The sequence below is a fragment of the Buttiauxella izardii genome, assembly GCF_003601925.1.
Lineage (GTDB): Bacteria > Pseudomonadota > Gammaproteobacteria > Enterobacterales > Enterobacteriaceae > Buttiauxella > Buttiauxella izardii.
The window spans coordinates 99,717-123,500 of sequence record NZ_QZWH01000022.1; the positions used below are offsets into that span (position 1 = coordinate 99,717).

A 23,784-nucleotide genomic window follows, 5' to 3' on the forward strand; every position below is an offset into this window, starting at 1 on the left:
TTTAGAAATCAGCCGGAGCGCGAAACGTCATCGGCGTTCCATACTCCGGGTGAGTAATCGTCAGCATTTCCGCATGAAGCTGCAAACGGGGCGCCATCGTTAACGCTTCGGGTGATGCGTAAAAACGATCGCCTAAAATCGGATGACCCATCGCCAGCATATGCACACGTAACTGATGCGAACGCCCGGTAATCGGTTTTAGCAGCACGCGGGCGGTGTTATCCGCCGCATACTCCAGCACCTGATATTCCGTTTGCGCCGCTTTGCCGGTTTCATAACACACTTTCTGTTTAGGCCGGTTTGGCCAGTCACAAATCAGTGGTAAATCCACCAGACCTTCTTCCGGTTGTGGATGACCCCAAATCCGCGCCACATACTGCTTCTTCGGCTCACGTTCACGAAACTGGCGTTTCAGCTCTCGCTCTGCCGCTTTCGTCAGCGCTACGGCAATCACGCCGCTGGTCGCCATATCCAGACGATGCACCGATTCCGCCTGCGGGAAATCACGCTGAATGCGCGTCATCACGCTGTCTTTGTGCTCATCCAGGCGGCCAGGGACTGACAGCAGGCCCGAAGGCTTGTTGACGACCATGATGTGTTCATCCTGATAAAGGACGATTAGCCAAGGATCGGTTGGCGGGTTGTAGGGTTCCATAATCATTTACTCTGCATCCTTCAAGCTACAGCGGCGTTGGCTGCTTTCGTTCACCCCAGTCACTTACTTTAGTAAGCTCCTGGGGATTCTCTCTCTTGCCGCCTTGCTGCAACTCGAATGATTTGAGTAAAGCGGTTTGGAAATTACTGATGCGTCACCACAATCAAACGCAGCGCATCCAGTCGCCAGTTCGCCTGCGAGAGGCTTTCCATGACTTGCTCACGGTTACTTTCAATGGCTTCGAGTTCGTCATCACGGATGTTTGGGTTCACCGCTTTCAGCGCTTCGAGGCGGGAAAGCTCAGAACTCAGCTTCTCATCCGCTTCTTCACGCGCCGCTTTAATCAACACCTGCGCAGCGGCTTCCACTTTCTCTTCGGCCAATTGCAAAATAGCGTGGACATCTTGCTGCACCGCATTTACCAGCTTGCTGCCGGTATGGCGATTCACCGTGCTGAGCTGGCGGTTAAAGCTTTCAAACTCAACTTGCGCGGCGAGGTTAGTGCCGTTTTTGTCGACCAACATACGAACCGGCGTTGGCGGCAGGAAGCGGTTAAGTTGCAGTTGTTTTGGCGCTTTCGCTTCAACCACATACACCAGCTCAAGCAACAGCGTACCCACTGGCAGCGCTTTGTTTTTCAACAAAGACAGCGCACAACTACCGATGTCACTGGAAAGAATCAAATCCAGGCCATTACGGATAATCGGGTGTTCCCAGGTCACGAACTGCGCATCTTCACGCGACAACGCCACATCACGCTCAAACGTAATGGTGCAGCCATCTTCAGGCAGGCCAGGGAAATCAGGCACCAGCATGTGATCACCAGGCGTCAGCACCACCATGTTGTCGCCACGGTCATCCTGATTAATGCCGACGATATCAAACAAGTTCAGCGCGAAACTGACCAGATTGGTGTCGTTATCCTGCTCGGAAATCGCTTCAGCCAGCGCCTGTGATTTTTCACCGCCGTTGGAGTGGATTTCCAGCAGGCGGTCACGGCCCTGTTCGAGCTGAATTTTGAGCGCATCGTGCTGTTCGCGGCACTGTTTGATCAGTGCATCAAAACCGTCGGTATTTTCCGGCGCGGCCAGATACTCAACCAGTTGCGGATAAACGCTGTCGTAAATCGTGCGGCCGGTTGGGCAAGTATGCTCGAAAGCATCCAGACCTTTGTGGAACCAATCCACCAACACGGATTGCGCGGTTTTTTCCAGGTAAGGAACGTGAATCTGAATATCGTGAGCCTGGCCGATACGGTCCAGACGGCCAATACGTTGTTCCAACAAATCCGGGTTAAACGGCAAATCGAACATTACCAATTGGCTGGCGAACTGGAAGTTACGGCCTTCGGAACCAATTTCAGAACACAGCAAGACTTGCGCACCGGTGTCTTCTTCGGCAAACCAGGCCGCAGCACGGTCACGCTCGATAATCGACATACCCTCATGGAACACCGCAGCACGAATACCTTCGCGTTCACGCAGCACTTGCTCAAGCTGCAAGGCGGTGGTGGCTTTCGCACAAATCACCAGTACCTTCTGCGAGCGATGGCTGGTGAGATAGCCCATCAGCCACTCAACACGCGGGTCGAAGTTCCACCAGGTGCCGCTATCGCCTTCAAATTCCTGATAAATCTGTTCTGGATACAGCATGTCGCGCGCGCGTTCTTCAACAGATTTACGCGCCGCCATAATGCCGGACACTTTAATCGCCGTTTGATACTGCATCGGCAGTGGCAGACGGATGGTGTGCAGCTCGCGTTTCGGGAAACCTTTAACGCCATTACGCGTGTTTCGGAACAACACGCGGCTGGTGCCGTGGCGATCCATCAACATGGAAACCAGTTCCTGACGCGCCGCATCGCTGCCTTCGCGGTTGCTGTTTGCCGTTTGCAGAAGTGGCTCAATATCCTGCTCGCCAATCAGTTCGCTGAGCATGTTGAGCTGATCGTTGTTCAGGTGATTGCCGGCCAGTAATAAAGAAACGGCATCAGCTACCGGGCGGTAATGTTGTTGTTCTTCCACAAATTGCTCGAAATCGTGGAAACGGCTCGGGTCCAGCAAACGCAAACGTGCGAAGTGGCTTTCCATACCCAGCTGTTCAGGCGTAGCGGTCAACAGCAGGATGCCCGGAACATGCTCGGCAAGTTGTTCAATGGCCTGATATTCACGGCTTGGCGCGTTTTCGCTCCACACTAAATGGTGTGCTTCATCGACCACCAGCAAATCCCATTCGGCTTCGCACAGGTGCTCAAGGCGTTGCTTGCTGCGGCGCACGAAATCCAGCGAACAGATAACCAGTTGTTCTGTTTCGAATGGGTTATCGCTGTCGTGCTGGGCTTCGGCATAACGCTCGTCATCAAACAGAGAGAAACGCAGGTTAAAGCGGCGCAGCATTTCAACCAGCCACTGGTGTTGCAGGGTTTCCGGCACCACGATCAGCACTCGTTCAGCGCTGCCAGCCAGCAATTGCTGGTGCAAAATCATCCCGGCTTCGATGGTTTTACCTAAACCCACTTCGTCCGCCAGCAACACGCGTGGCGCATGACGACGACCGACATCGTGGGCGATATTCAGCTGGTGCGGGATCAGGCTTGTGCGCATACCGCGCAGGCCGCTCCACGGTTGGCGATACTGTTCGCTCTGGTAAACGCGGGAACGATAGCGCAGGGCGAAACGATCCATGCGGTCGATTTGCCCGGCAAAAAGGCGGTCTTGCGGCTTGCTGAACACCAGTTTGCTGTCGAGGAACACTTCGCGCAGCACCGTACCGGCTTCTTCGGTATCAAGACGGGTACCGATGTAGGCAAGTAAGCCGTTTTCTTCTTTAACTTCATCAACTTTGAGTTGCCAGCCTTCATGGCTGGTGACGGTATCACCCGGGTTAAACATCACGCGCGTGATAGGCGAGTCACTTCGGGAATACAGACGATTTTCACCGGTGGCAGGGTAGAGCAGGGTTACCATTCGTGGGTCTAAAGCGACCACAGTTCCCAGTCCCAGTTCGCTTTCGGTATCGCTGATCCAACGTTGACCAAGTGTAAAAGGCATAAGATTTCGGCTCTATTATCAGTTACTAAGATTTGCAGGCAATAGTAAAACGACCGCGCGCAAAGGGGGGCGGTAGTTCAAAAGTAGATTTAAGGATGATTTAAGAGGGCGCTATGGTACTGGAACACGAATGATTCGTCACCGTCAAAATAGCCCTAATTGCCCTGTCATCAGTGTAGCAAAGTCATCCTCAAGGAAAGGTAAAATTCCTTCAGCGACAGGTTGAAGCTGGCGTGTCAGGTAATGATCGTAATCCAGCGGCGACTCCTGATAATCCACCGGCTCTGGCCCGTTGGTGGTAATCACATACTTAATGGTTCCACGGTTCTGGTACTGCGGCGCACGCCCAAGCCGTTGATTATGTTCATCAGCCAGACGTGCAGCACGCACATGTGGCGGCACGTTTTTCTGATATTCACTGAGCGGACGGCGCAGGCGTTTACGGTAAATCAGCTGATCATCAAGTTCGCCCGCCATCAGGCTGGCGATAGTTTCACGGATGTAATCCTGATACGGCTCGTTGCGGAACACGCGCAAATAAAGGGTTTTCTGGAACTCCTGAGCCAGCGGCGTCCAATCCGTGCGCACGGTTTCCAGCCCTTTAAACACCATGCGTTGCTTGTCATTTTCCTGGATCATTCCCGCATACCGCTTTTTGGATCCTTCAACGGTGCCGCGAATCGTCGGCATCAGGAAGCGACAAAAATGCGACTCAAACTCCAGTTCAAGCTTGCTGTCGAGTTGCTGAGTCTCCTGCAAATGCGTTTTCCACCACGCATTCACATGGTTCATCAACTGCTTGCCGATGCGTGCGGCATCTTCCTCTGAATGGGCCTTTTTGAGCCAGACAAAAGTGGAATCCGTGTCGCCATAAATCACGTCATAACCCTGAGATTCGATCAACGCTTTGGTTTGCAGCATGATCTGATGCCCGCGCATAGTGATCGACGAAGCAAGGCGCGGATCAAAGAAACGACACGCGCTGGTGCCCAGCACGCCATAAAAAGCATTCATAATGATCTTCAGCGCCTGCGAAAGCGGCTTATTACCGTGTCGTTTGGCTTCATCGCGACCCGACCAAATTTGCCCAACGATCTCCGGTAAACAGTGCGTGGTTCTTGAGAAATGCGCACCCAGAAAACCCTCAACGGAATGTTCAGCGTTGGGCTGCGCCATTCCTTCGACCAGCCCAACCGGGTCGATGAGAAACGTGCGGATAATCGACGGATAAAGGCTTTTGTAATCCAGAACTAACACCGAGTCATACAATCCCGGACGCGAGTCCATCACGTATCCGCCAGGACTCGCCTGCGGCGGCACTTCTCCGAGATTCGGCGCTACGTAACCGGCACGATGCATACGCGGAATATAAAGGTGCCCAAATGCGGCAACAGAACCACCGTGTTTATCCAGTGGCAAACCGTTGACTGTCGCGCGCTCAAGCAGAAACGGCATCAGCTCGGTTTTGTGGAAAATTCGCGTCACCAGCTCGCAGTCTTTCAGATTGTATTTCGCTAATGCGGGTTTATCTTCGGCAAAACGGCGGTCAATTTCGTCCATACGCTGCCACGGATTATCGATGGATTTGCCTTCTCCAAGCAGTTCCTGAGAAACAGATTCCAGCGAGAAAGATGAGAAATTCCAGAATGCAGATCGCAGTGCTTCGATGCCATCGATGATCACGCGCCCCGCCGCCTGCGCAAAGAAAACACCCTTTTTGAAACCGTGCTCGCGCCATTCCAGCAGACTGTTTTCACGTCCCAGCCGCAGCGGCACCTGATAGCGTTCGGCCATTTTTTGCAGCACGCGCAGGTCGAACTGCACCACGTTCCAGCCAATCAACACATCGGGATCGTGTTCAGCAAACCACTGATTCAGTTTTTCGATAAGCAAAGGACGGCTGGCAACATATTCCAGCGTAAAATCCAGCCCGCGGGCATCGCCATTTTCCGGGCCAAGCATATAAACGATGCGCTGCCCGCAACCTTCGAGGCCGATGCAATACAGTTCGCCATGGCGAGTGGTTTCGATATCCAGCGATACCCATTTCAACGGCGGGCGGTAATCCGGCGCGGGTTTCAGCTTCGTTTCAACCATCAAGTTGTTGCGCTGCTCGCCGCTAAACCACACCGGGGCGGTAATAAAGCGCTCCATTAAAAAGCGCTCTGGTGGGCGAATATCGGCTTCGTAAACCTTAATACCGCCATCACGCAGCAGCTTTTCAATCCGCATAAGTTGGCGATGCTGACGGCAATAAAGGCCGCAAACGGGCTGGCGATGGAAATCTTTGAGCGGCAATGGCGTGAGGCGATACTGGCTTTCGCCGGCCAGCAGACGTGCAGCTTCGGCCTGTTGTGACTGCGGTATAAACGCGACGGATTCCTGGCGCGGCAGACGCACCTTAATCGGGCCATCGTCTGTTGCCAGCCAAAATTCAACTTCAGTTCCGAGCGGGGTATCTCGCCAGTGACGCGTGAGTAAGAAACCCTGACGAGCTTGTGACACGCTGCATTCTCATAAAAGAAAAGTGGTCTGATTATAGACCACTTCATGCAGGTTTACTGCTTTTATGTACAGTGTTTACTGCCCGTAATAAGCCTTCGCACCATGTTTACGCAAATAATGTTTATCCAACAGCGTCTGTTGCATATCCGGTAATTCAGGCGAAAGTTGGCGGCAGAATATGCCCATATAGGCCACTTCTTCTAACACAATGGCATTGTGTACCGCATCGACCGGATCTTTTCCCCAGGCGAAGGGGCCGTGGGAATGCACCAGTACACCGGGCATTTGTGCGGCGTCGATTCCACGTTCAGCAAAAGTTTTCACAATTACTTCGCCAGTTTGCCATTCGTAATCGCCATTGATCTCTTCATCGGTCATTTTGCGGGTGCAAGGGATGGGGCCGTAGAAGTAGTCTGCGTGAGTGGTTCCGGTTGCAGGGATCGATTTCCCGGCTTGTGCCCAAATTGTCGCGTGGCGCGAATGGGTGTGAACGATGCCGCCGATATGCGGGAATTGCAGGTACAGCAAGCGGTGCGTTGGCGTATCGGAAGACGGTTTTTTATTGCCTTCCACCACTTCGCCGGTTTCCAGGCTCACCACCACCATATCTTCCGCCGTCATCACGCTGTAATCGACGCCCGACGGTTTGATGATCAGCACACCGCGCTCGCGATCGACGGCGCTGACGTTGCCCCAGGTGAGCGTCACCAGGTTATGTTTCGGCAGCGCGAGATTGGCTTCCAGCACCTGGCGTTTGAGATCTTCTAACATATAAAACCTCGCTCAAATTAACGTCGGATGGCGCTTGCGCTTATCCGACCTACGAAAGCCGTTGTAGGGTGGATAAGCGCAAGCGTCATCCACCGCTTTCTCCGAATTAACGTTTAAAGCTGTAATAAACCTCGTTCCAGCGAAGAGAATCTTTAAACGCAGGCAGGCGGGTGTCGTTATCAATCACTGTTAATTCAATGCCGTGCAGTTCGCTGAACAGGCGCATATCGTCAAGGTTCAGGGACTGGCTAAACACCGTGTGGTGCGCGCCGCCTGCCAGAATCCACGCTTCGGATGCGGTTGGCAGATCCGGTTGGGCTTTCCACAAGGCATTGGCGACCGGCAGTTTTGGCAATTGATGCGGTGCTTCGACGGTATCGACGCAGTTCACCAGCAGGCGGAAACGATCGCCCAGATCGATAAGACTCGCATTAAGTGCTGGGCCGGTTTGGGTTGAGAAGATCAAACGCGCAGGATCGTCTTTGCCGCCAATCCCCAGATGTTGCACATCCAGAATCGGTTTCTCGGCTATGGCGATCGATGGGCAAACTTCCAGCATGTGGGAGCCAAGCACCATGTCGTTGCCGTTCTCGAAGTGGTAGGTGTAATCCTCCATAAAGGAGGTGCCGCCCGTAAGGCCCGTCGACATCACCTTCATAATGCGCAGCAGGGCGGCGGTTTTCCAGTCGCCTTCGCCCGCAAAGCCGTAGCCTTGCTGCATCAGGCGTTGCACTGCCAGACCCGGAAGTTGTTTCAGGCCGTGCAGGTCTTCAAATGTAGTGGTGAAAGCATTAAATCCGCCTTGCTCAAGGAACTGCTTCATTCCCAGTTCGATCCGCGCGGCATCAATCACGTTCTGGCGCTTATCGCCATTAATCTGCGCGGCGGCGGTCAGGCGATAGCTGCTCTCGTATTCGTCGATCAGCGCATTCACGTCGCCATCGCTCACGGCGTTAACCACTTGCACCAGATCGCCCACGGCGTAAGTGTTTACCGCAAAACCAAACTTCATCTGCGCAGCGACTTTATCGCCATCAGTCACCGCCACTTCACGCATGTTGTCGCCGAAACGCACCACTTTCAGCTGACGGGTATCTTGTTTAGACACCGCCTGGCGCATCCATGAACCAATGCGCTGATGCGCTTGCGGATCTTGCCAGTGCCCGGTCACAACGGTGTGTTGCTGGCGCATACGTGCGCCGATGAAACCGAACTCGCGGCCGCCGTGCGCGGTCTGGTTCAGGTTCATAAAGTCCATATCAATGCTGCCCCACGGGATCTGCGCATTAAATTGCGTGTGGAATTGCAGCAGTGGTTTGGTCAGGATGCTCAGGCCGTTGATCCACATTTTGGCTGGCGAGAAGGTGTGCAGCCACACCACCATCCCGGCACATTTGTCGTTATAGCTGGCATCGCGGCAAATCGCGGTGATTTCGTCCGGCGTGGTTCCCAGCGGTTTCAGCACCAGTTTGCACGGCAGTTTGGCTTCTTTATTGAGTGCGTTCACCACCTGCTCGGCATGTTGATTCACCTGGCGCAGCGTTTCTGCGCCGTACAGATGCTGGCTGCCGATTACAAACCACACTTCATATTGTTCAAAAATGTTCATCGTTTTGTCCTTAATGGGTCACTGTGGCCTGGGCTGCGCGAGAGGTCGCGGCAGGGGCTGAAGGGAGATAATGTTGTTCCGCGCTAACCGCCCATTGCTGGTAACGGCGGTAAAGCTGCTCGAAGCGCTCGGCGCGTTGAGAAATTGGTTGCAAAGTGCTTTCGATTTGGCTCGCCATCGCTTGCTGCGCCGTTGAAATATTTGGGTGTTTTCCTGCGGCAACCGCCGCAAAAATGGCCGCACCTAATGCGCAGCACTGATCGGATGCCACAATCTGTAACGGGCGATTCAGTACATCGCAGCACACCTGCATAATCACTGGCGATTTACGCGCAATGCCGCCGAGCGCCATCACGTTGGTGACTGGGATCCCTTGTTCGGTAAAACATTCCATAATCGCGCGCGCACCAAAGGCGGTGGCGGCAATCAGCCCGCCGAACAACGCAGGTGCATCGGTAGCCAGGTTCAAGTCGGTGATCACGCCTTTCAAGCGTTGGTTCGCATTCGGTGTGCGGCGGCCGTTAAACCAGTCGAGCACCACCGGGAGATGTTCAAGAGAAGGATTTTTTGCCCAGGCTTCGGTCAGTGCGGGCAGCAATTGTTTTTTGCTGGCGTTGATTTGTTCGCGCAGTTCCGGGTGCTGTTGCGCGAGTTGTTCCAGCGGCCAGCCCAGTACGCGTCCAAACCAGGCGTAGATATCGCCAAAGGCCGATTGCCCGGCTTCGAGGCCGATAAAATCGGGCACGACGCTGCCGTCGACTTGCCCACAAATGCCTTTTACCGCGCGCTCGCCGACGGTCGGTTTGTCGGCAATCAAAATATCGCAGGTCGACGTGCCGATGACTTTCACCAGCGTGTTGGGTTGCGCCCCTGCACCCACCGCGCCCATATGGCAGTCGAACGCGCCGCCAGAAATCACCACGCTTTGTGGTAGGCCAAGGCGTTCAGACCATTCGGCAGACAGATTCCCCACCGGAATGTCTGCCGTCCAGGTTTCGGTAAACATTGGGTAAGCCAGATTCTGGTTAATCACCGGATCCAGCTCATCAAAGAAACTGGCCGGAGGCAGGCCGCCCCAGCTTTCATGCCACAGGGATTTATGCCCGGCGCTGCAACGGCCACGGCGGATATCTTGCGGACGAGTGGTGCCAGAAAGCAGCGCGGGAACCCAGTCACACAGCTCAATCCACGATGCAGCTGCCTGCGCCACTTTGGGATCGGCGCGAGTCACATGCAGGATTTTTGCCCAGAACCATTCGCTGGAATAAATGCCGCCAATGTAGCGGGAATAATCGCTTTTCCCAGGCGTATGGCACAGGCGCGTAATGGCTTCGGCTTCTTCGACGGCGGTGTGATCTTTCCACAACACGAACATGGCATTCGGGTTGTCGGCAAATTCTGGATTGAGCGCGAGGACGTTGCCGTTGGCGTCAATCGGGGCGGGAGTGGAGCCGGTGCTGTCGACGCCAATGCCACAAACTCGGGCGCGTTGTTCAGCCGTCAGTTCGGCGAGAACCGTTTTTACCGCACGTTCCATAGATTCAATGTAATCGCGAGGATGATGGCGAAACTGGTTGTTTGGGGCGTCACAATATTGGCCTTCTTGCCAGCGCGGATACCATTCCACACTCGTGGCCAGTTCCGCACCGTTTTCGCAATCAACGGCTAAAGCGCGAACTGAATCACTGCCAAAATCGAGGCCCAGCGCAATCGACATTTTTTAACTCCCTGACCTGGTTATCTATGGAAATGACATTAGTTTTTATGCCGGAAAACCGTCAGGTCGTATTCGCTGTAGTTATGGAGAAAATTGCTGTGCCGTTGAGAAGTGTGACGCCCCGCAAATAATCGATGTGGACATTTCTGCTACTTTTATAAACACTTTGGTTATCTCACTGAAACCTTACCAATGTCAGGTGAAAAGCATAGGTGCAGGTAAATTGCGGCTTTATGATGAAATCAGGGCTGTTTATTGTTTCGACGATAGCGTTCTGATGATGAATGACGTGGATATGGACAAATTGTTCCTGATGTACCAACTGAATAGCGAGCTTGCTGATGCCTGAGTTGCAAAACGATCCCCTGTTACCAGGGTATTCATTTAATGCCCATCTGGTTGCCGGATTAACGCCCATCGAGGCCGAAGGTCCGCTGGATTTTTTCATCGACAGGCCGCTTGGGATGAAAGGCTACATCCTCAATTTAACGGTGCGCGGAGAAGGGGTGATCAACAATCAGGGGAAAAACTACATCTGCCGTCCTGGGGATATTCTGTTATTTCCGCCGGGTGAAGTGCATCACTACGGGCGTTCGCCAGACAGCAAAGAGTGGTATCACCAGTGGGTTTACTTCCGCCCGCGAGCTTACTGGCAAGAGTGGCTGAACTGGGATCCGATCTTCGCCCACACGGGTTTTTTCCGTCCGGATGACGCGCACCAGCAAAACTTTTCTCAGCTGTTTGGGCAGATTATTGAGGCAGGTCAGGCGGAAGGGCGTTATGCAGAATTGTTGGCAATCAATCTGTTAGAGCAGCTTTTATTACGGCGCATGGAAGTATTAAACGCCTCGCTCAACCCGCCGCTCGACAACCGTGTGCGCGATGCCTGCCAGTACATCAGCGATCATCTGGCCGATAACCAGTTTGATATTGCCAGTGTCGCGCAGCATGTCTGTTTATCGCCTTCGCGCTTGTCGCATCTGTTTCGCCAGCAGCTTGGCGTCAGCGTTTTGAGCTGGCGTGAAGACCAACGCATTCTCCAGGCAAAACTGTTATTGAGCACCACGCGGATGCCGATCGCCAGCGTTGGGCGCAACGTGGGGTTTGAAGACCAGCTCTATTTTTCCAGGGTTTTCAAGAAGTGCACCGGTGCCAGCCCGAGTGAGTTCCGCGCGGGCTGCGAGTAGGTACTACTATTTATCTATCCCCAAAATAATTCGCGTTGTAGAAAGGCGACCAGGCCGTAAGTCCTCAGGAGCATAGCAAACTATGTGACTGGGGCGAGCGGGTGCAGTCAACGCATCTACAGCGTGAAGTATGAAGGGGATATTCATACAATTGATGTCTTGACGTTACTCTCATCACTCAGGAGAATCGCCCACTCGTTTCTCGACGGATGCTTTATGGAAGCTTTGCTGGAACACTTTATTACTCAGTCAGTGGCGTATTCACTTTTCGCGGTGATGCTGGTGGCCTTTCTGGAATCACTCGCGCTGGTCGGGCTAATCCTTCCTGGTACAGTCATGATGGCAGGGCTTGGCGCGTTGATTGGTGGCGGTCAGGTCGGTTTTTATCACGCCTGGGCGGCGGGGATTGTTGGTTGTTTGTTGGGCGACTGGATTTCGTTCTGGCTGGGTGGCCGTTTCAAAGGGCCGCTGCATCGCTGGTCATTCATGAAAAAGAACAAAGCGCTGCTGGATAAAACCGAGCACGCGCTGCATCAGCACAGCATGTTCACCATTTTGGTAGGCCGTTTTGTTGGCCCGACGCGCCCGCTGGTGCCGATGGTCGCGGGCATGTTAGACCTGCCCATTTCGAAATTTATCATCCCCAATATTATTGGCTGCGTGTTCTGGCCGCCGATCTATTTCTTGCCGGGGATTCTGGCGGGTGCGGCGATTGATATCCCGGCGGATATGCAAAGTGGCAGCTTTAAGTGGCTGCTGCTTGCGGTGGCGCTGGTTATCTGGCTAGCGGCGTGGTTGTGCTGGCGCTGGTGGCGCAGCGGCAAATCAGGCACCGACAGCCTGACGAAGTATTTGCCGCGTGGACGTTTGCATTGGTTAGCGCCAACTATGGCGGTGCTGGCGATTGGCAGTTTTGTCGCGATTCAAATGCACCCGTTAATGCCGATTTACCGCGAAATTTTGTGGAAAGTGCTCACCGGGCACCATTAATTCCTAACAGAGCTGAGGCACTCGCTTCCCCGCTCAATAAAGTGGTCGTGTCGCCATCCCAGGCGATGCGGCCATCGACCACCACCAGGCTTCTTTCGGCAATCCGCGCCGCATCTTCAATACTGTGTGAAACCATCAGCAGCGTCAGTTGTTGCTGGCGGCACAGGTCATCAAGCAGTTGCAGCATTTCCTGGCGCAGCGCCGGGTCGAGTGCGGAAAACGGTTCATCGAGCAGCAAAATCGGTTGTTCGCGTACCAGACAACGGGCGAGGGCAACGCGCTGGCGCTGGCCGCCGGAAAGCTGTGAAGGCAGGCGGTCGAGCAAATCGCTAATCGCCATCTGGCTGGCAATGGTCGCCAGCCGTTGTTGTTGGGTCGCGCTAAGTTTGAGTCCTGGATTTAACCCCAGGCCAATGTTCTGACGCACCGTCAGATGGTTAAAAAGATTGTTCTCCTGGAACAGCATCGACACCGGGCGCTGGGCTGGCGCAGTACGCGTATGATCTTCGCCATGCAGCGTAATCTGCCCGCTGGCTGGCGTCAGAAAACCGGCAATCAAACTGAGCAGCGTACTTTTCCCCGCACCGCTCGGCCCCAGCACCGCAACGCGTTCTCCGGCGTTAATCTTCATCGAAAAACGCATTGGCAAATGGTGATAAAGCCAGGTTACATCAGTCAGCGTTAGCATGGCGTCCCGGAAGTTTTTCAATCAAAGTGAATAAAGCAAAACACAGAATCAGCAGGATAAGCGCGGTTACGGCTCCGTCCTGGCTGCGATAGGAACCAATTTGTTGATAGAGATAAAACGGCAGCGTGCGGAAATCTTCATTGCCAAACAGCGCCACGACGCCAAAATCGCCAATCGACAGCACGCAGGCAAATGCCAGCGCCTGCGCTAACGGGCGTTTCAGCGCTCGCAATTCAATAAAGCGCAGGCGATTAAAGCCGCTGATATTCAGCGACTGACACAGTTTGTTATAGCGTTCCGCCACGTCCAGCATGGGGTTTTCCAGCACTTTCAGCGCGTAAGGAATCGCCATCAGCGCATTGGTGAAAATCACGATGCCGTCCGCCGTTTGCGGCAAACCGACCGTGTTATTAAGCAGCAGGAAAAATCCGGTCGCCAGCACGATGCCCGGCATTGCCAGAATTAACATGCCGCTCAGTTCCAGCGCCTGGCCTGCAAAAGCGCGATTGCGCAGCCGCAGTTCACGCGAGCTCCATAGCAACATCACCGTGATCACCACGCAGATAAAACCTGCCCCAACGGCAATTCTTAATGAAGTGAATAATGCCTGCCAGAGAATGGGCTGCGACAGTACCGCGCCAAAACCACTATTGATGCCATCAATGATGACCGCCAAAAGCGGCGGCAGTAACAGCAACAACGCCAGTGAAATTAACAGCCCGTCGCACAGTTTGCGACGCGGATTATCCTGCGGGTCGCGCCAGCCTTGCATATGGCTGATGCCCACCGGAATTGCTTTGCTAAGGCGTTGGCTCATCAACACCAGGCCTAAACAGCAAACCATTTGCACCATGGCGAGCAATGCCGCGCGAGCGGGATCGTAGTCGTAACTCAGGGCCTGGAAAATTGCCAGCTCGATGGTCGTCGCCTGCGGCCCGCCGCCCAGTGAAAGCACCGTGGCAAAGCTTGCGAAACAGAGCATAAAAATCAGCGCGGCAGCGGGGAGAATCTGGCGGCGTAGCCACGGCCACTCCACAAAACGAAAGAAGTTCCAGCCCTGCATGCCCAGTTGCGCGGCGACCTGGCGTTGCTCGCTGGGGATATTTTCCAGCGCCTGAAGCAGCAAGCGTGTCGCCATCGGCAGGTTAAAAAAGACGTGGGCTAATAAAATGCCTTTTAGGCCGTAAGGCGAGAAACTCCAGTCGATTCCCAACCACGCGCAAAGCGAGGCCAGCCAGCCTTCGCGCCCGTAAACCGTCAGAATCCCGAACACCGCAACGAGCACCGGCAACACCAGCGTCATGGCGCACAGCCGTAACAGCGCAAGCCGCCCAGGGAAGCGGCGGCGGTAAAGGGCGCGGGCGAGAAAAATCGCCGGGAAGACCGAAAGGGCCGCCGAAAGAAACGCCTGCCAGAACGAGAATCGCAGCACGTGCCACAAATAGCTATCCTGCGCGAGGGCGCGGATATCCGTTTGCGGCGCGTTAAACCACAGCGCAATAAAAGCTGCCAGGGCTACTGTCACTACCAACGTAGCGGCGCATAGCCCTGGAATCAGCCAGCCGGGAATCAGCGGCTGACGGCGCGTTGCCATTCACTAATCCAGTTGGCGCGTTGTTTCGAGACATCTTGTGCGCTGTATTCCAGCGTGGTTTGCGGTTTCACCAGACCATTAAAGCCTTCTGGTAATTTCACGTCAGTAACTGGATACATCCAGTTGCCGGTCGGGATGGTGTTCTGGAAGCCCGGCGAGGTGATGAATTTCATGAACTTTTCTGCTAGTTCCGGCTGCTTGCTGGACGCCAGGCGGCCCGCTACTTCGACTTGTAAATAATGGCCTTCGCTGAAATTCGCCGCCGCGTAGTTGTCTTTCTTCTCTTCGATGATGTGATAAGCCGGAGAGGTGGTGTAACTCATCACCAAATCACCTTCGCCTTTGAGGAACAGGCCGTAAGCCTCAGACCAGCCTTTAGTGACGGTGACGGTTTTCTTCGCCAGTTTCGCCCAGGCTTCAGGGGTTTTGTCGCCGTAGACTTTTTGCATCCACAACAGCAAGCCTAAACCCGGCGTGCTGGTGCGCGGATCCTGATAAATCACTTTCCATTTCTGGTCGCTTTCAACCAGTTCTTTCAGGCTTTTCGGCGGGTTTTTCAGCTTGTTTTTGTCGTATACAAAGGCGAAATAGCCGTAGTCGAACGGCACGAAAGTATTGTTGTTCCAGCCGCCAGGAATTTTCAAAGCGCTGGTTTCAACGTTTGATGGCGCGAACAGTTTGGTTTGCGCAGCCGCTTCCAGCAGGTTGTTATCCAGCCCCAGAACCACGTCGGCCTTGGTGTTTTTCCCTTCCATGCGCAGGCGGTTTAGCAGCGAAACGCCATCTTCGAGGGCGACGAATTTCAGCTCGCAATTGCAGTCTGCTTCAAAGGCTTTTTTCACCGCCGGGCCAGGGCCCCAGTCGGCGGCAAAGGAATCGTAGGTGTAAACGGTCAGCAGGGGTTTAGCAAAAACAGGGGCGGCGATGAGCGCCAGTAACGGCAGGAATTTTTTGAACACTTTGCACCTCTTTGAATTAGGGGTGGCAAAGGACTTTGAGAATTAAGCCTCAAATCCCTTCGCCGGCGTTATCCGGATCAGGTTCGACGGGTATTATCTCAGCCAGACTTTCGTCTTAGCACCCCGTTGAGAACGCGTGCATTGTAGTGACTTTGTGAATGTTCCGAAAGGTCTATGGTTCCGGTGGCGCAAACCATGCCGATTTAAAGTCGAACCAGCCTAACGTGTTCATGCGCACGCCGCGCATGCTGCGTTGCCCCTCGATGCGTAGCCAGTGGTGAATGAGCGGTAAAATGTCATTATTTTCAACGCGCTGCTGGCACCACTCTGGCAAAGGAAGCTCACCGTTATGCCATTTTCGGGTATCCGTTTCCCAGTCAATTGCGATGCACTTTTGAATCAAAGGCACTTCATAAAGATGCGAATAGAGTGAAAACTCCAGCGGTAGGGTGAAGTTGGCGCTGTTAAGCCAGATATCACTTTCGCACTCGCCCTGATGCCACTCCTCGTAGCTGACTTCGTTGACGACAAGTTTCACACCCTGACGCGCCAACAGGCCTTCCATCACTTTGCTGATCACCCGGTGTTCGACGTGATCGCGATAAAACGTCAGCGTGACGGACTCGATTCCCGCAGGTTTTTCCACCACCGGCTGTGGACGCGTGTGGTGCCAGCGCGGTAGCAAACCGTACGCCGGGAACCAGTACTGCTGATTTTGCTCGCCCGCGCTATATAGCAGGTGAATTGGTGCCAGAACGTGACTTAGCCAGCGGCGCACTTCTGGATTGCTGCCCGATTTTGAGCGGCTATCGAACAGAATGTAGTAACAACCTTCTTCCAGGCGGCTCTCAACGGCTTTCTCGCTGTCGGGCATCCCTGAGAGTTGCACCGCGCAACTCATCTCTTCGCCAATTTCCGGCAGCACCCAGAAATTCACCTCATCAATCAAAGCGCGGAAACCAAAGTAATCGTCATACGCCTGAATTTTAAGTTGGTTATTGTTATTGCGCACCACGGAATAGGGGCCGGTGCCGACCGGTTGGCGGGCAAAGTTGCTTAGCGTTTGCCATTCCCGCGGCAGGATCATCGCGTTGACGCTGCCCAATAACCACGGCAGCCATTCGTCAGGCTGCGAAAGCGTGATATCCAGCGTCCATGCGGTCGGCGAGGTGATTTGCGTGATGTGCGAATAGAGCGGCAACGTATTAATCCGTTGCAAAGAAGTCACCACATCCAGCATGTCCAGTTCGCGGCCATGGTGGAAATGAATGCCGGGGCGCAAATAAAAACGCCAGTGTAATGGGGAAATTTGCTGCCAGTGGTGAGCAATATCCGCTTCCAGTTCCCCATTTTCCTCATTTATACGAATCAAACCGCTAAAAATCTGTCGGGCAATATGCGTTTCGGAACGACGTAAAGCCGAGCCAGGCAACAGATTTAACAGTGGGCGATAGTACAAAACGCGCAGAATATGCCGCCCCTGACGGAAGCTGCGCCCGAGATGGGAGATCAGCATCTGGCGTACCGCCGCTTTATCGCCGACGATTTGCACCAGCTGATCGATTCTGTCCTGCTCAAGAAGATCTTCGGCCCGCTGTTGCTGGAGTGCGAGGCCGGTATACAGGAATTCAAGCTGCGAACGTTTGCCACGCCCAACTTCAGCTTTCCAGCTCAGCCAGCCTTTCTCCTGCATCGCGCTAAGCAAAGTACGCATATGGCGACGGGAGCAATTCAGCAAATCGGCCAAATCATTGAGCGTCGTTTCCTGGGTTTTACCTTCGAAGTTTTGCCATAAGCGGATGAATTGTTGCTGCAAGCGACTGCTGGACATAAAAGAGGAACTCCCGTCAGAAACTCATCAATTTAACTTTCCTCATATTACGCCAATAATCATCAACGTTGAAAGCGAGGAGGTGCATATGAAACGGTCACCAGTTATTAAGTTTTATCATCAGTATTTTGCCGCAACACAAAATGTTTCCGCTGGATGGCTGGCTCGCCTGACAGCATCGCAACGACTGAAGATGCTCGAGGACTTAATGCAGTGGGAAATTACCGTTCCCGCGACCGGGAAGCACTGAATCGACGATACATGTGTGACTGAGAATTGGTGATTTTCACCGGCCAGCAGTTTGTTACTGCTGGCTTTTTTATACCCGTCATACTTCGAGTCGCTGTATAGTTGAAGGCTTAAAAATTCATCAACCCGCTCGAACAAAAGGAATTTCTGCATGTTGTGGTTTTTGACACGAGGACGCCGCCTCAATCCTGTGTATGCCGCATTTATGGTCGTGGCTTTTATGATGGGGATTGCGGGTGCGTTGCAGATGCCCACTCTCAGCCTGTTTTTAAGCCGTGAAGTGGAAGTGCGCCCATTCTGGGTCGGGCTGTTTTATACCGTCAATGCGATAGCCGGGATTCTGGTAAGCCTCGCATTAGCGAAGCGTTCAGATAGCCAGGGCGACCGACGCAAGCTGATTATGGTTTGCTGTGCGATGGCCGTCGCCAACTGTGTGCTATTTGCATTTAACCGCCATTACCTGACGTTAATCACCGTTGGCGTCATGTTCGCGTCCATTGCTAATACCGCCATGCCGCAGATTTTCGCCCTTGCTCGTGAATATGCCGACAGCTCGGCGCGTGAAGTAGTGATGTTCAGCTCGATCATGCGTGCGCAGCTTTCGCTGGCGTGGGTTATCGGCCCGCCGCTCTCCTTTATGCTGGCGCTGAATTATGGTTTTACCACTATGTTTCTTATCGCTGCGGGGATTTTTGTTATCTCGCTGGCGATTATATTTTTCGCGCTCCCGTCAGTCGCCAGAATCGAGCAACCTGCGGATGTGGCGCTCACCCAGGTCAGCGGCTGGAAAGATAAAAACGTGCGCATGTTGTTTATCGCCTCGATGCTGATGTGGACCTGCAACACCATGTATATCATCGACATGCCGCTGTGGGTCAGTAGCGATTTAGGGCTGCCAGAATCTCTCGCAGGGCTATTGATGGGAACGGCGGCAGGGCTTGAAATTCCGGCGATGATCCTCGCGGGTTACTATGTGAAACGCTTTGGTAAACGCCGCATGATGATGCTTGCCGTGGCGGCAGGCGTGCTGTTTTACGTCGGGCTGATTCTGTTCCATAGCCGTACTGCGTTAATCCTTCTTCAGCTGTTTAACGCGGTATTTATCGGGATTGTTGCGGGTATTGGCATGCTGTGGTTCCAGGATTTAATGCCGGGCAGGCCGGGTTCGGCGACCACACTTTTCACTAACAGTATTTCGACAGGCGTGATTCTGGCAGGCGTTTTACAAGGCGCGCTGGCGGAGAGTTTTGGGCACTATTCGGTGTACTGGCTGATTGCCGGGCTGGGAGTAGTGGCGTTGATTTTGACGAGTCGGGTGAAGAATATTTAAACCGGGTACGGTCGGATGGCGTAACGGGTTTTGTAGGGCGGATAAGCGTTAGCGTCATCCGCCAGTTAATCATTCGGCGAGAAAGATCTCTAACAGCGAATTTAAAAATAATTTGCCGTGCTCGGTAATCTGCCAACAATCCTCAGTCTCAACCAAATAATCCTTCGCAATCGCTTCATCTAACTGCGCGCGGATCACCGATTCATCCAGCCCGGTATACAAGCTAAATTCATTGCGCGGTGCGGCTTCCAGCAGGCGGAAACGGTTCATAAAGAACTCGAACGGCTTATCAGCTTGTTCCACATCGTGCTGGCGGTCGAGATATTTCCCTTCCATATAACCGCGTGGATGGCGGGTTTTCGCAGTACGAAGAATCCTTCCGTCTTCAAACGTCACTTTGCCATGCGCGCCGCAGCCAATGCCCAGGTAATCGCCAAAGCGCCAGTAATTCAGGTTGTGCTGGCACTGATAGCCCGGTTTTGCGTAAGCCGAGGTTTCGTATTGCTGATAACCCGCAGCCGTCAGCAGTTTGTCGCCCTGCTCAAAAATATCCCACAGCGCGTCGTCGTCAGGTAGTTTTGGCGGACGTGAGCTGAACAATGTGTTCGGTTCAATCGTCAGTTGATACCAGGAAAGATGCGGTGGATTCAACTCAATCGCCTGACGCAAATCATCCAGTGCTTCTTCCAAAGACTGATCCGGTAGGCCGTGCATCAAATCCAGGTTAAAACTGCGCAAGCCTAAACCGTTGGCCAGATTTGCTGCGCGTTTCGCTTCGCCTGAATCATGAATACGACCCAGACGTTTAAGCTTTTCTTCGCTGAAACTCTGCACGCCGATGGAAATACGGTTCACGCCAGCACGTTGATAACCGACAAAACGGTCGGCCTCAACGGTGCCTGGGTTCGCTTCCATGGTAATTTCTGCATCCGCAGCCAACGGCAGACGCGCACGAACGCCGTCGAGCAGGGTTTGCATCGCCTCGCTTGAAAGCAAGCTTGGCGTACCGCCACCAATAAAGATGGTCTTTATTTCACGTCCTTGTGCCATTGGTGCGTCGTTTTCCAGGTCACGCAGCAGATGGGCGACATACTCGTCATGCGGCACGTCGCCTTTAAGCGCGTGGGAATTGAAGTCACAGTAGGGGCACTTCTGCACGCACCACGGGATGTGAATATAGAGACTCAGCGGTGGCAAATTAGCCATTTTTCATTGCTTCCAGTAACAGTTTTAGCGCTTGCCCACGGTGGGAAATCGCACGTTTTTCGTCGCGGGTGAGTTCGGCGGCAGTTTTGCCTTCACTCGGGACGAAGAAAATCGGGTCGTAGCCAAAGCCGCCAGTCCCGGCCATTTCACGGATAATCTGGCCTTCCCAGCTACCGTGGCAAACCAGCGGCGTTGGGTCTTCGGCATGGCGCATATACACCAGCACGCAGTGGAAACGCGCTTTGCGTTGCTCGTCTGGCACATCTTTTAGTGTCGCTAACAGCTTTTCCAGGTTCTGCTGGTCAGAGGCTTCAAGGCCTGCGTAACGCGCAGAGTAAATTCCCGGCGCGCCGCCCAGCACATCAACCGCCAGACCAGAGTCATCCGCAATCGCGGGCAAACCGGTAATTTGCGCCGCATGGCGGGCTTTCAGAATGGCGTTCTCGATAAACGTCAGCCCGGTTTCTTCGGCAGACTCCACGCCTAATTCCGTTTGTGCCACAACATCCAGGCCGAAATTGCCCAGTAAATCAGCGAGTTCACGCACTTTACCGGCATTACCGGTCGCGAGGACAACTTTTTGCATAGTGAGAAAATCCTGTGAAATTATTCGAGCAATGCCGCGATCTGCGTCGGGATGTGTTGCGGGTCGATAATCTTTATTTGCTTATGACGGCCCAGTTCGCCTTTCTCAACCAGCACCTGGCTTTTGGCGACTTTAAACTGTTTCGCCAGATATTTTACCAGATGGGCGTTGGCTTTGCCGTCAATCGGTGGGGCGGTGATGGCGACTTTTAACTCGTCGCCATGCAGCCCGATAATGCTATCGCGGCTGGCTTTCGGCTGAATATACAGCCGTAAAACCAGCCCTTCTGCGGTTTGAGAAACTGCACTCACAGCAAATACCAAAGCCCCGGGAACAAGTCCATGCCAAGGTAATTGAGCGCATACAGAATCAAAATGACGACCATCGCAGAGAAGTCGATACCGCCCATTGCCGGAATGACGCGGCGAATTGGCGCCATCATTGGCTCGGTCAGTTGCATCAATACATATTCAATCGGGCTACGGCCCTGGCTTATCCAGCTCATCAGCGAGCGGATAATGATCACCCAGAACACCAGCGTACCGGCAGATTTCAGCAGCGATAACAGGCCAACCAACAAGTTCATTGGGTCAAGCGACAGTGCGCCAATCTGAATCAGCAGCAAAATCGGGTACTTCAGCGTGGTGAGAATAAACGCCACCAGCAAAGAAGAGGTATCAATCGGCCCAATGGAGGGAATGATCCGACGCAGTGGCCCGACAATCGGCTGGGTAATTTTGACGATAAATTGTGCAAAGGGATTATAAAAATCACAACGCGACCACTGCATCCAGATGCGAATTAACAGCACCATCACATACAGTTCAATCAGTGTTTTGACCAGGAAAGTCAACGTCAGCATGGCGTTCCTCAATATTTATGGTGATTAGCGAGCGGAGTAATCCCGCGCGCCGAAAATAGCGGTTCCAATGCGCACCATGGTGCTGCCTGCGGCAATCGCGGCGTCCATGTCATCGGTCATGCCCAGGGACAATGTATCTACCGTTGGATAACGGTTTTTGAGCGAGGAGAAAGCGTCGGCCATTTTCTGGCAAACCGCTAACTGATGCTCGTAATCAGGTTCAGGGGCAGGGATCGCCATTAAACCTCGTAACACCAAACCCGGCAGCGTGGCGACGTCAGCCGCAAGCGCATCAAGTTCACTCAACGCAATGCCGGATTTGCTTTGTTCATCGCTGATATTGATTTGAATCAGCACGTTAAGCGGTGCCAGTTCCGCCGGGCGTTGTTCGCTTAAACGGGTGGCAATTCGTAAACGATCGACTGTGTGACACCAGTCAAAATGCTCAGCCACCAGGCGGCTTTTGTTCGACTGTAAAGGGCCGATAAAGTGCCATTCCAGTGCCGCTTCACCGATTTGCGCAAAGTAACGAATCTTATCCACGCCTTCCTGCACGTAGTTTTCACCGAAAGCTCGTTGCCCGGCAGCCACCGCTTCTGCGATGGCGCTCGCAGGCTTAGTTTTGCTGACTGCAAGCAAAGTGACTTCTTCTGAAGCACGGCCGCAGCGTTCAGTTGCCGCTAAGATTTTGTTCTGAACCTGTGCCAGATTGTGCGCTATCTCGTTCATAGGTTGGAAACTGATATGGATATCGAAGAAATTGTGGCCCTTAGTGTAAAGCATAATGTCTCTGATCTACACCTGTGCACGCAGCTTCCTGCACGCTGGCGCAGGCAAGGGCGGCTTGAACCTCTGCCTGAAAACGCTCCGGCACCGGAAACTTTGTTGGATAGTTGGCTGAGCTCTGCGCAAAAGGAACAGTTGGAAGATACTGGGCAACTCGATTTTGCGGTATCGCTAAAAGAAGGTATGCGTCTGCGTGCTAATGCTTTCCGGCAGTTAAATGGCTATTCGCTGGCGTTGCGGTTGTTGGCGTCAGATTGCCCGAAACTTGAGGTGTTAAACGTCCCGCCGCTGATCCCTGAATTACTAAAATCGCCGGACGGCTTGATTCTGGTTACTGGGGCGACGGGCAGCGGGAAATCTACCACGCTTGCGGCGATGGTGGATTATCTCAACTATCAGCTCGACGGTCATATTCTCACCCTTGAAGATCCCATCGAATTTGTACATCACTCGCAGCGATGTTTGATTCAACAGCGCGAACCTGGCCTACATTGCGATTCGTTTGCCGCAGGGCTACGGGCGGCATTGCGTGAAGATCCCGATGTGATTTTGCTGGGTGAATTACGCGACAGCGAAACCATCCGCCTTGCGTTAACAGCCGCCGAAACCGGGCATCTGGTGCTGGCAACATTGCACACTCGCGGTGCTGCGCAAGCGGTGGAAAGGCTGGTGGATGTCTTTCCCGCAGAAGAAAAAAACATGGTGCGCAGCCAGCTGGCGGGCAGTCTCAAAGCCGTGTTAGCGCAGAAATTACTGCCAGATAAAAATGGCGACCGGGTGGCGCTGTATGAACTGCTGGTGAACACGCCCGCCGTGGCGAGTCTGATACGCGAAGGCAAAACGCATCAGTTGCCAGGGCAGATACAAACCGGGCAGCAGCATGGGATGCAGAGCTTTGCGCAGAGTGAGGCGAAGTTACGTGCGGAAAGTCGGATTGCGGACAGGGATGAAGAATGATGGTTAAAAATATTGCTTGCGTGTGTGTTTGTGTGTATCGTTTTCTTGTCAGGAGAAAACCATGAAATCTTCTGATCTTATTAAGGAACTGAAGGCAGCAGGATGCGAACCCGCCAGAAATTCTGGAGGCAGCCACAGGATCTGGTGGTCGCCTAATACCGGCAAAACTTTTCCGGTTCCGCATCCAAAGAAAGATCTCCCCATCGGCACTGTCAGGTCAATTCGTAGACTTGCGGGGATATGAATCTAATT

The 23,784-nt window shown here is 53.5% G+C and carries 21 protein-coding genes and 1 riboswitch; of the genes, 6 read left to right on the top strand and 15 right to left on the bottom strand.

Features of this window, described 5'->3' with window-relative positions; genetic code table 11:
* Nucleotide 1: 1 nt before the first annotated feature.
* The 6 genes from rluA to araB form a co-directional block, all read right to left on the bottom strand.
* A complete protein-coding gene (gene rluA, locus D6029_RS11225; protein ID WP_120064837.1) occupies nucleotides 2–661 on the bottom strand; it encodes a bifunctional tRNA pseudouridine(32) synthase/23S rRNA pseudouridine(746) synthase RluA in 660 nt (219 codons plus the stop codon).
* Nucleotides 662–798: 137 nt separating this feature from the next.
* A complete protein-coding gene (rapA, locus tag D6029_RS11230; protein ID WP_120064838.1) occupies nucleotides 799–3,705 on the bottom strand; it encodes an RNA polymerase-associated protein RapA in 2,907 nt (968 codons plus the stop codon).
* Nucleotides 3,706–3,849: 144 nt separating this feature from the next.
* Nucleotides 3,850–6,210: a DNA polymerase II gene (gene polB / locus D6029_RS11235; RefSeq protein ID WP_120064839.1), complete on the bottom strand. Its 2,361-nt coding sequence runs from the start codon at nucleotides 6,208–6,210 to the stop codon at nucleotides 3,850–3,852.
* 75 nt (nucleotides 6,211–6,285) lie between these two features.
* Nucleotides 6,286–6,981: an L-ribulose-5-phosphate 4-epimerase gene (gene araD / locus D6029_RS11240; RefSeq protein WP_120064840.1), complete on the bottom strand. Its 696-nt coding sequence runs from the start codon at nucleotides 6,979–6,981 to the stop codon at nucleotides 6,286–6,288.
* 106 nt (nucleotides 6,982–7,087) lie between these two features.
* Nucleotides 7,088–8,590 carry an L-arabinose isomerase gene (gene araA, locus D6029_RS11245; RefSeq protein ID WP_120064841.1) on the bottom strand — a complete coding sequence of 501 codons (1,503 nt, stop codon included), beginning with the start codon at nucleotides 8,588–8,590 and terminating at the stop codon, nucleotides 7,088–7,090.
* 10 nt (nucleotides 8,591–8,600) lie between these two features.
* Nucleotides 8,601–10,307: a ribulokinase gene (gene araB, locus D6029_RS11250; RefSeq protein ID WP_120064842.1), complete on the bottom strand. Its 1,707-nt coding sequence runs from the start codon at nucleotides 10,305–10,307 to the stop codon at nucleotides 8,601–8,603.
* 341 nt (nucleotides 10,308–10,648) lie between these two features.
* On the opposite strand from araB, the gene araC reads away from it, so the two are divergent.
* Complete coding sequence (araC, locus tag D6029_RS11260) at nucleotides 10,649–11,494, top strand: arabinose operon transcriptional regulator AraC (protein ID WP_120064844.1); 846 nt, start codon at nucleotides 10,649–10,651, stop codon at nucleotides 11,492–11,494.
* Between the two features lie 216 nt (nucleotides 11,495–11,710).
* Nucleotides 11,711–12,484, top strand: a complete 774-nt coding sequence (locus D6029_RS11265; RefSeq protein ID WP_120064845.1) for a DedA family protein — start codon at nucleotides 11,711–11,713, stop codon at nucleotides 12,482–12,484.
* Here the strand turns inward: D6029_RS11265 and thiQ are convergent.
* The 4 genes from thiQ to sgrR all read right to left on the bottom strand — a co-directional run bounded on the left by thiQ (nucleotide 12,468) and on the right by sgrR (nucleotide 17,556).
* Complete coding sequence (gene thiQ, locus D6029_RS11270; protein WP_120064846.1) at nucleotides 12,468–13,172, bottom strand: thiamine ABC transporter ATP-binding protein ThiQ; 705 nt, start codon at nucleotides 13,170–13,172, stop codon at nucleotides 12,468–12,470. The genes D6029_RS11265 and thiQ overlap by 17 nt on opposite strands.
* Nucleotides 13,156–14,766 carry a thiamine/thiamine pyrophosphate ABC transporter permease ThiP gene (thiP, locus tag D6029_RS11275; protein WP_120064847.1) on the bottom strand — a complete coding sequence of 537 codons (1,611 nt, stop codon included), beginning with the start codon at nucleotides 14,764–14,766 and terminating at the stop codon, nucleotides 13,156–13,158. Before thiP ends, thiQ begins: the two co-directional genes overlap by 17 nt.
* The gene (gene thiB, locus D6029_RS11280; protein ID WP_120064848.1) at nucleotides 14,742–15,725 is read right to left on the bottom strand and encodes a thiamine ABC transporter substrate binding subunit; all 984 of its coding nucleotides are present in this window, start codon (nucleotides 15,723–15,725) and stop codon (nucleotides 14,742–14,744) included. Before thiB ends, thiP begins: the two co-directional genes overlap by 25 nt.
* 36 nt (nucleotides 15,726–15,761) lie before the next feature.
* A riboswitch (TPP riboswitch) is annotated at nucleotides 15,762–15,861 on the bottom strand.
* A 36-nt stretch (nucleotides 15,862–15,897) separates the two neighbouring features.
* The gene (gene sgrR / locus D6029_RS11285) at nucleotides 15,898–17,556 is read right to left on the bottom strand and encodes an HTH-type transcriptional regulator SgrR (protein ID WP_120064849.1); all 1,659 of its coding nucleotides are present in this window, start codon (nucleotides 17,554–17,556) and stop codon (nucleotides 15,898–15,900) included.
* A gap of 88 nt (nucleotides 17,557–17,644) precedes the next feature.
* On the opposite strand from sgrR, the gene sgrT reads away from it, so the two are divergent.
* Both sgrT and D6029_RS11295 read left to right on the top strand, forming a co-directional pair.
* Nucleotides 17,645–17,806 (top strand): glucose uptake inhibitor SgrT, encoded by a 162-nt coding sequence (sgrT, locus tag D6029_RS11290; RefSeq protein ID WP_120064850.1) that lies wholly within the window; start codon nucleotides 17,645–17,647, stop codon nucleotides 17,804–17,806.
* A gap of 150 nt (nucleotides 17,807–17,956) precedes the next feature.
* Nucleotides 17,957–19,135: a sugar efflux transporter gene (locus D6029_RS11295; RefSeq protein ID WP_120064851.1), complete on the top strand. Its 1,179-nt coding sequence runs from the start codon at nucleotides 17,957–17,959 to the stop codon at nucleotides 19,133–19,135.
* 69 nt (nucleotides 19,136–19,204) lie between these two features.
* On the opposite strand, the gene hemW is transcribed toward D6029_RS11295, so the two are convergent.
* The 5 genes from hemW to D6029_RS11320 are packed head-to-tail and all read right to left on the bottom strand — an operon-like array spanning nucleotide 19,205 to nucleotide 22,518.
* Nucleotides 19,205–20,341, bottom strand: coding sequence for a radical SAM family heme chaperone HemW (gene hemW / locus D6029_RS11300; RefSeq protein WP_120064852.1), 1,137 nt, complete (start codon nucleotides 20,339–20,341; stop codon nucleotides 19,205–19,207).
* On the bottom strand, nucleotides 20,334–20,927 hold the full coding sequence (locus D6029_RS11305) for an XTP/dITP diphosphatase (RefSeq protein WP_120064853.1): 594 nt from the start codon (nucleotides 20,925–20,927) through the stop codon (nucleotides 20,334–20,336). Before D6029_RS11305 ends, hemW begins: the two co-directional genes overlap by 8 nt.
* 20 nt (nucleotides 20,928–20,947) lie before the next feature.
* Nucleotides 20,948–21,238: a DUF167 family protein YggU gene (gene yggU, locus D6029_RS11310; RefSeq protein WP_120064854.1), complete on the bottom strand. Its 291-nt coding sequence runs from the start codon at nucleotides 21,236–21,238 to the stop codon at nucleotides 20,948–20,950.
* Entirely contained in the window at nucleotides 21,235–21,789 is a 555-nt protein-coding gene (locus D6029_RS11315) for a YggT family protein (RefSeq protein WP_120064855.1), read from the bottom strand. Before D6029_RS11315 ends, yggU begins: the two co-directional genes overlap by 4 nt.
* A gap of 24 nt (nucleotides 21,790–21,813) precedes the next feature.
* Entirely contained in the window at nucleotides 21,814–22,518 is a 705-nt protein-coding gene (locus tag D6029_RS11320; RefSeq protein WP_120064935.1) for a YggS family pyridoxal phosphate-dependent enzyme, read from the bottom strand.
* A gap of 15 nt (nucleotides 22,519–22,533) precedes the next feature.
* On the opposite strand from D6029_RS11320, the gene D6029_RS11325 reads away from it, so the two are divergent.
* Nucleotides 22,534–23,532, top strand: coding sequence for a type IV pilus twitching motility protein PilT (locus tag D6029_RS11325; RefSeq protein ID WP_120064856.1), 999 nt, complete (start codon nucleotides 22,534–22,536; stop codon nucleotides 23,530–23,532).
* A 61-nt stretch (nucleotides 23,533–23,593) separates the two neighbouring features.
* On the top strand, nucleotides 23,594–23,776 hold the full coding sequence (locus D6029_RS11330) for a type II toxin-antitoxin system HicA family toxin (protein ID WP_120064857.1): 183 nt from the start codon (nucleotides 23,594–23,596) through the stop codon (nucleotides 23,774–23,776).
* The last annotated feature ends 8 nt before the right edge of the window (nucleotides 23,777–23,784 follow it).

Coding starts and splice junctions, on each gene's coding strand:
- D6029_RS11320 (WP_120064935.1), bottom strand. CDS start 22,518: ATGAACGAGATAGCGCACAATCTGGCACAGGTTCAGAACAAAATCTTA.
- D6029_RS11325 (WP_120064856.1), top strand. CDS start 22,534: ATGGATATCGAAGAAATTGTGGCCCTTAGTGTAAAGCATAATGTCTCT.
- D6029_RS11330 (WP_120064857.1), top strand. CDS start 23,594: ATGAAATCTTCTGATCTTATTAAGGAACTGAAGGCAGCAGGATGCGAA.
- araC (WP_120064844.1), top strand. CDS start 10,649: ATGCCTGAGTTGCAAAACGATCCCCTGTTACCAGGGTATTCATTTAAT.
- D6029_RS11305 (WP_120064853.1), bottom strand. CDS start 20,927: ATGCAAAAAGTTGTCCTCGCGACCGGTAATGCCGGTAAAGTGCGTGAA.
- sgrR (WP_120064849.1), bottom strand. CDS start 17,556: ATGTCCAGCAGTCGCTTGCAGCAACAATTCATCCGCTTATGGCAAAAC.
- hemW (WP_120064852.1), bottom strand. CDS start 20,341: ATGGCTAATTTGCCACCGCTGAGTCTCTATATTCACATCCCGTGGTGC.
- araB (WP_120064842.1), bottom strand. CDS start 10,307: ATGTCGATTGCGCTGGGCCTCGATTTTGGCAGTGATTCAGTTCGCGCT.
- D6029_RS11315 (WP_120064855.1), bottom strand. CDS start 21,789: ATGCTGACGTTGACTTTCCTGGTCAAAACACTGATTGAACTGTATGTG.
- rapA (WP_120064838.1), bottom strand. CDS start 3,705: ATGCCTTTTACACTTGGTCAACGTTGGATCAGCGATACCGAAAGCGAA.
- thiQ (WP_120064846.1), bottom strand. CDS start 13,172: ATGCTAACGCTGACTGATGTAACCTGGCTTTATCACCATTTGCCAATG.
- sgrT (WP_120064850.1), top strand. CDS start 17,645: ATGAAACGGTCACCAGTTATTAAGTTTTATCATCAGTATTTTGCCGCA.
- D6029_RS11295 (WP_120064851.1), top strand. CDS start 17,957: ATGTTGTGGTTTTTGACACGAGGACGCCGCCTCAATCCTGTGTATGCC.
- D6029_RS11265 (WP_120064845.1), top strand. CDS start 11,711: ATGGAAGCTTTGCTGGAACACTTTATTACTCAGTCAGTGGCGTATTCA.
- araD (WP_120064840.1), bottom strand. CDS start 6,981: ATGTTAGAAGATCTCAAACGCCAGGTGCTGGAAGCCAATCTCGCGCTG.
- rluA (WP_120064837.1), bottom strand. CDS start 661: ATGATTATGGAACCCTACAACCCGCCAACCGATCCTTGGCTAATCGTC.
- thiP (WP_120064847.1), bottom strand. CDS start 14,766: ATGGCAACGCGCCGTCAGCCGCTGATTCCCGGCTGGCTGATTCCAGGG.
- araA (WP_120064841.1), bottom strand. CDS start 8,590: ATGAACATTTTTGAACAATATGAAGTGTGGTTTGTAATCGGCAGCCAG.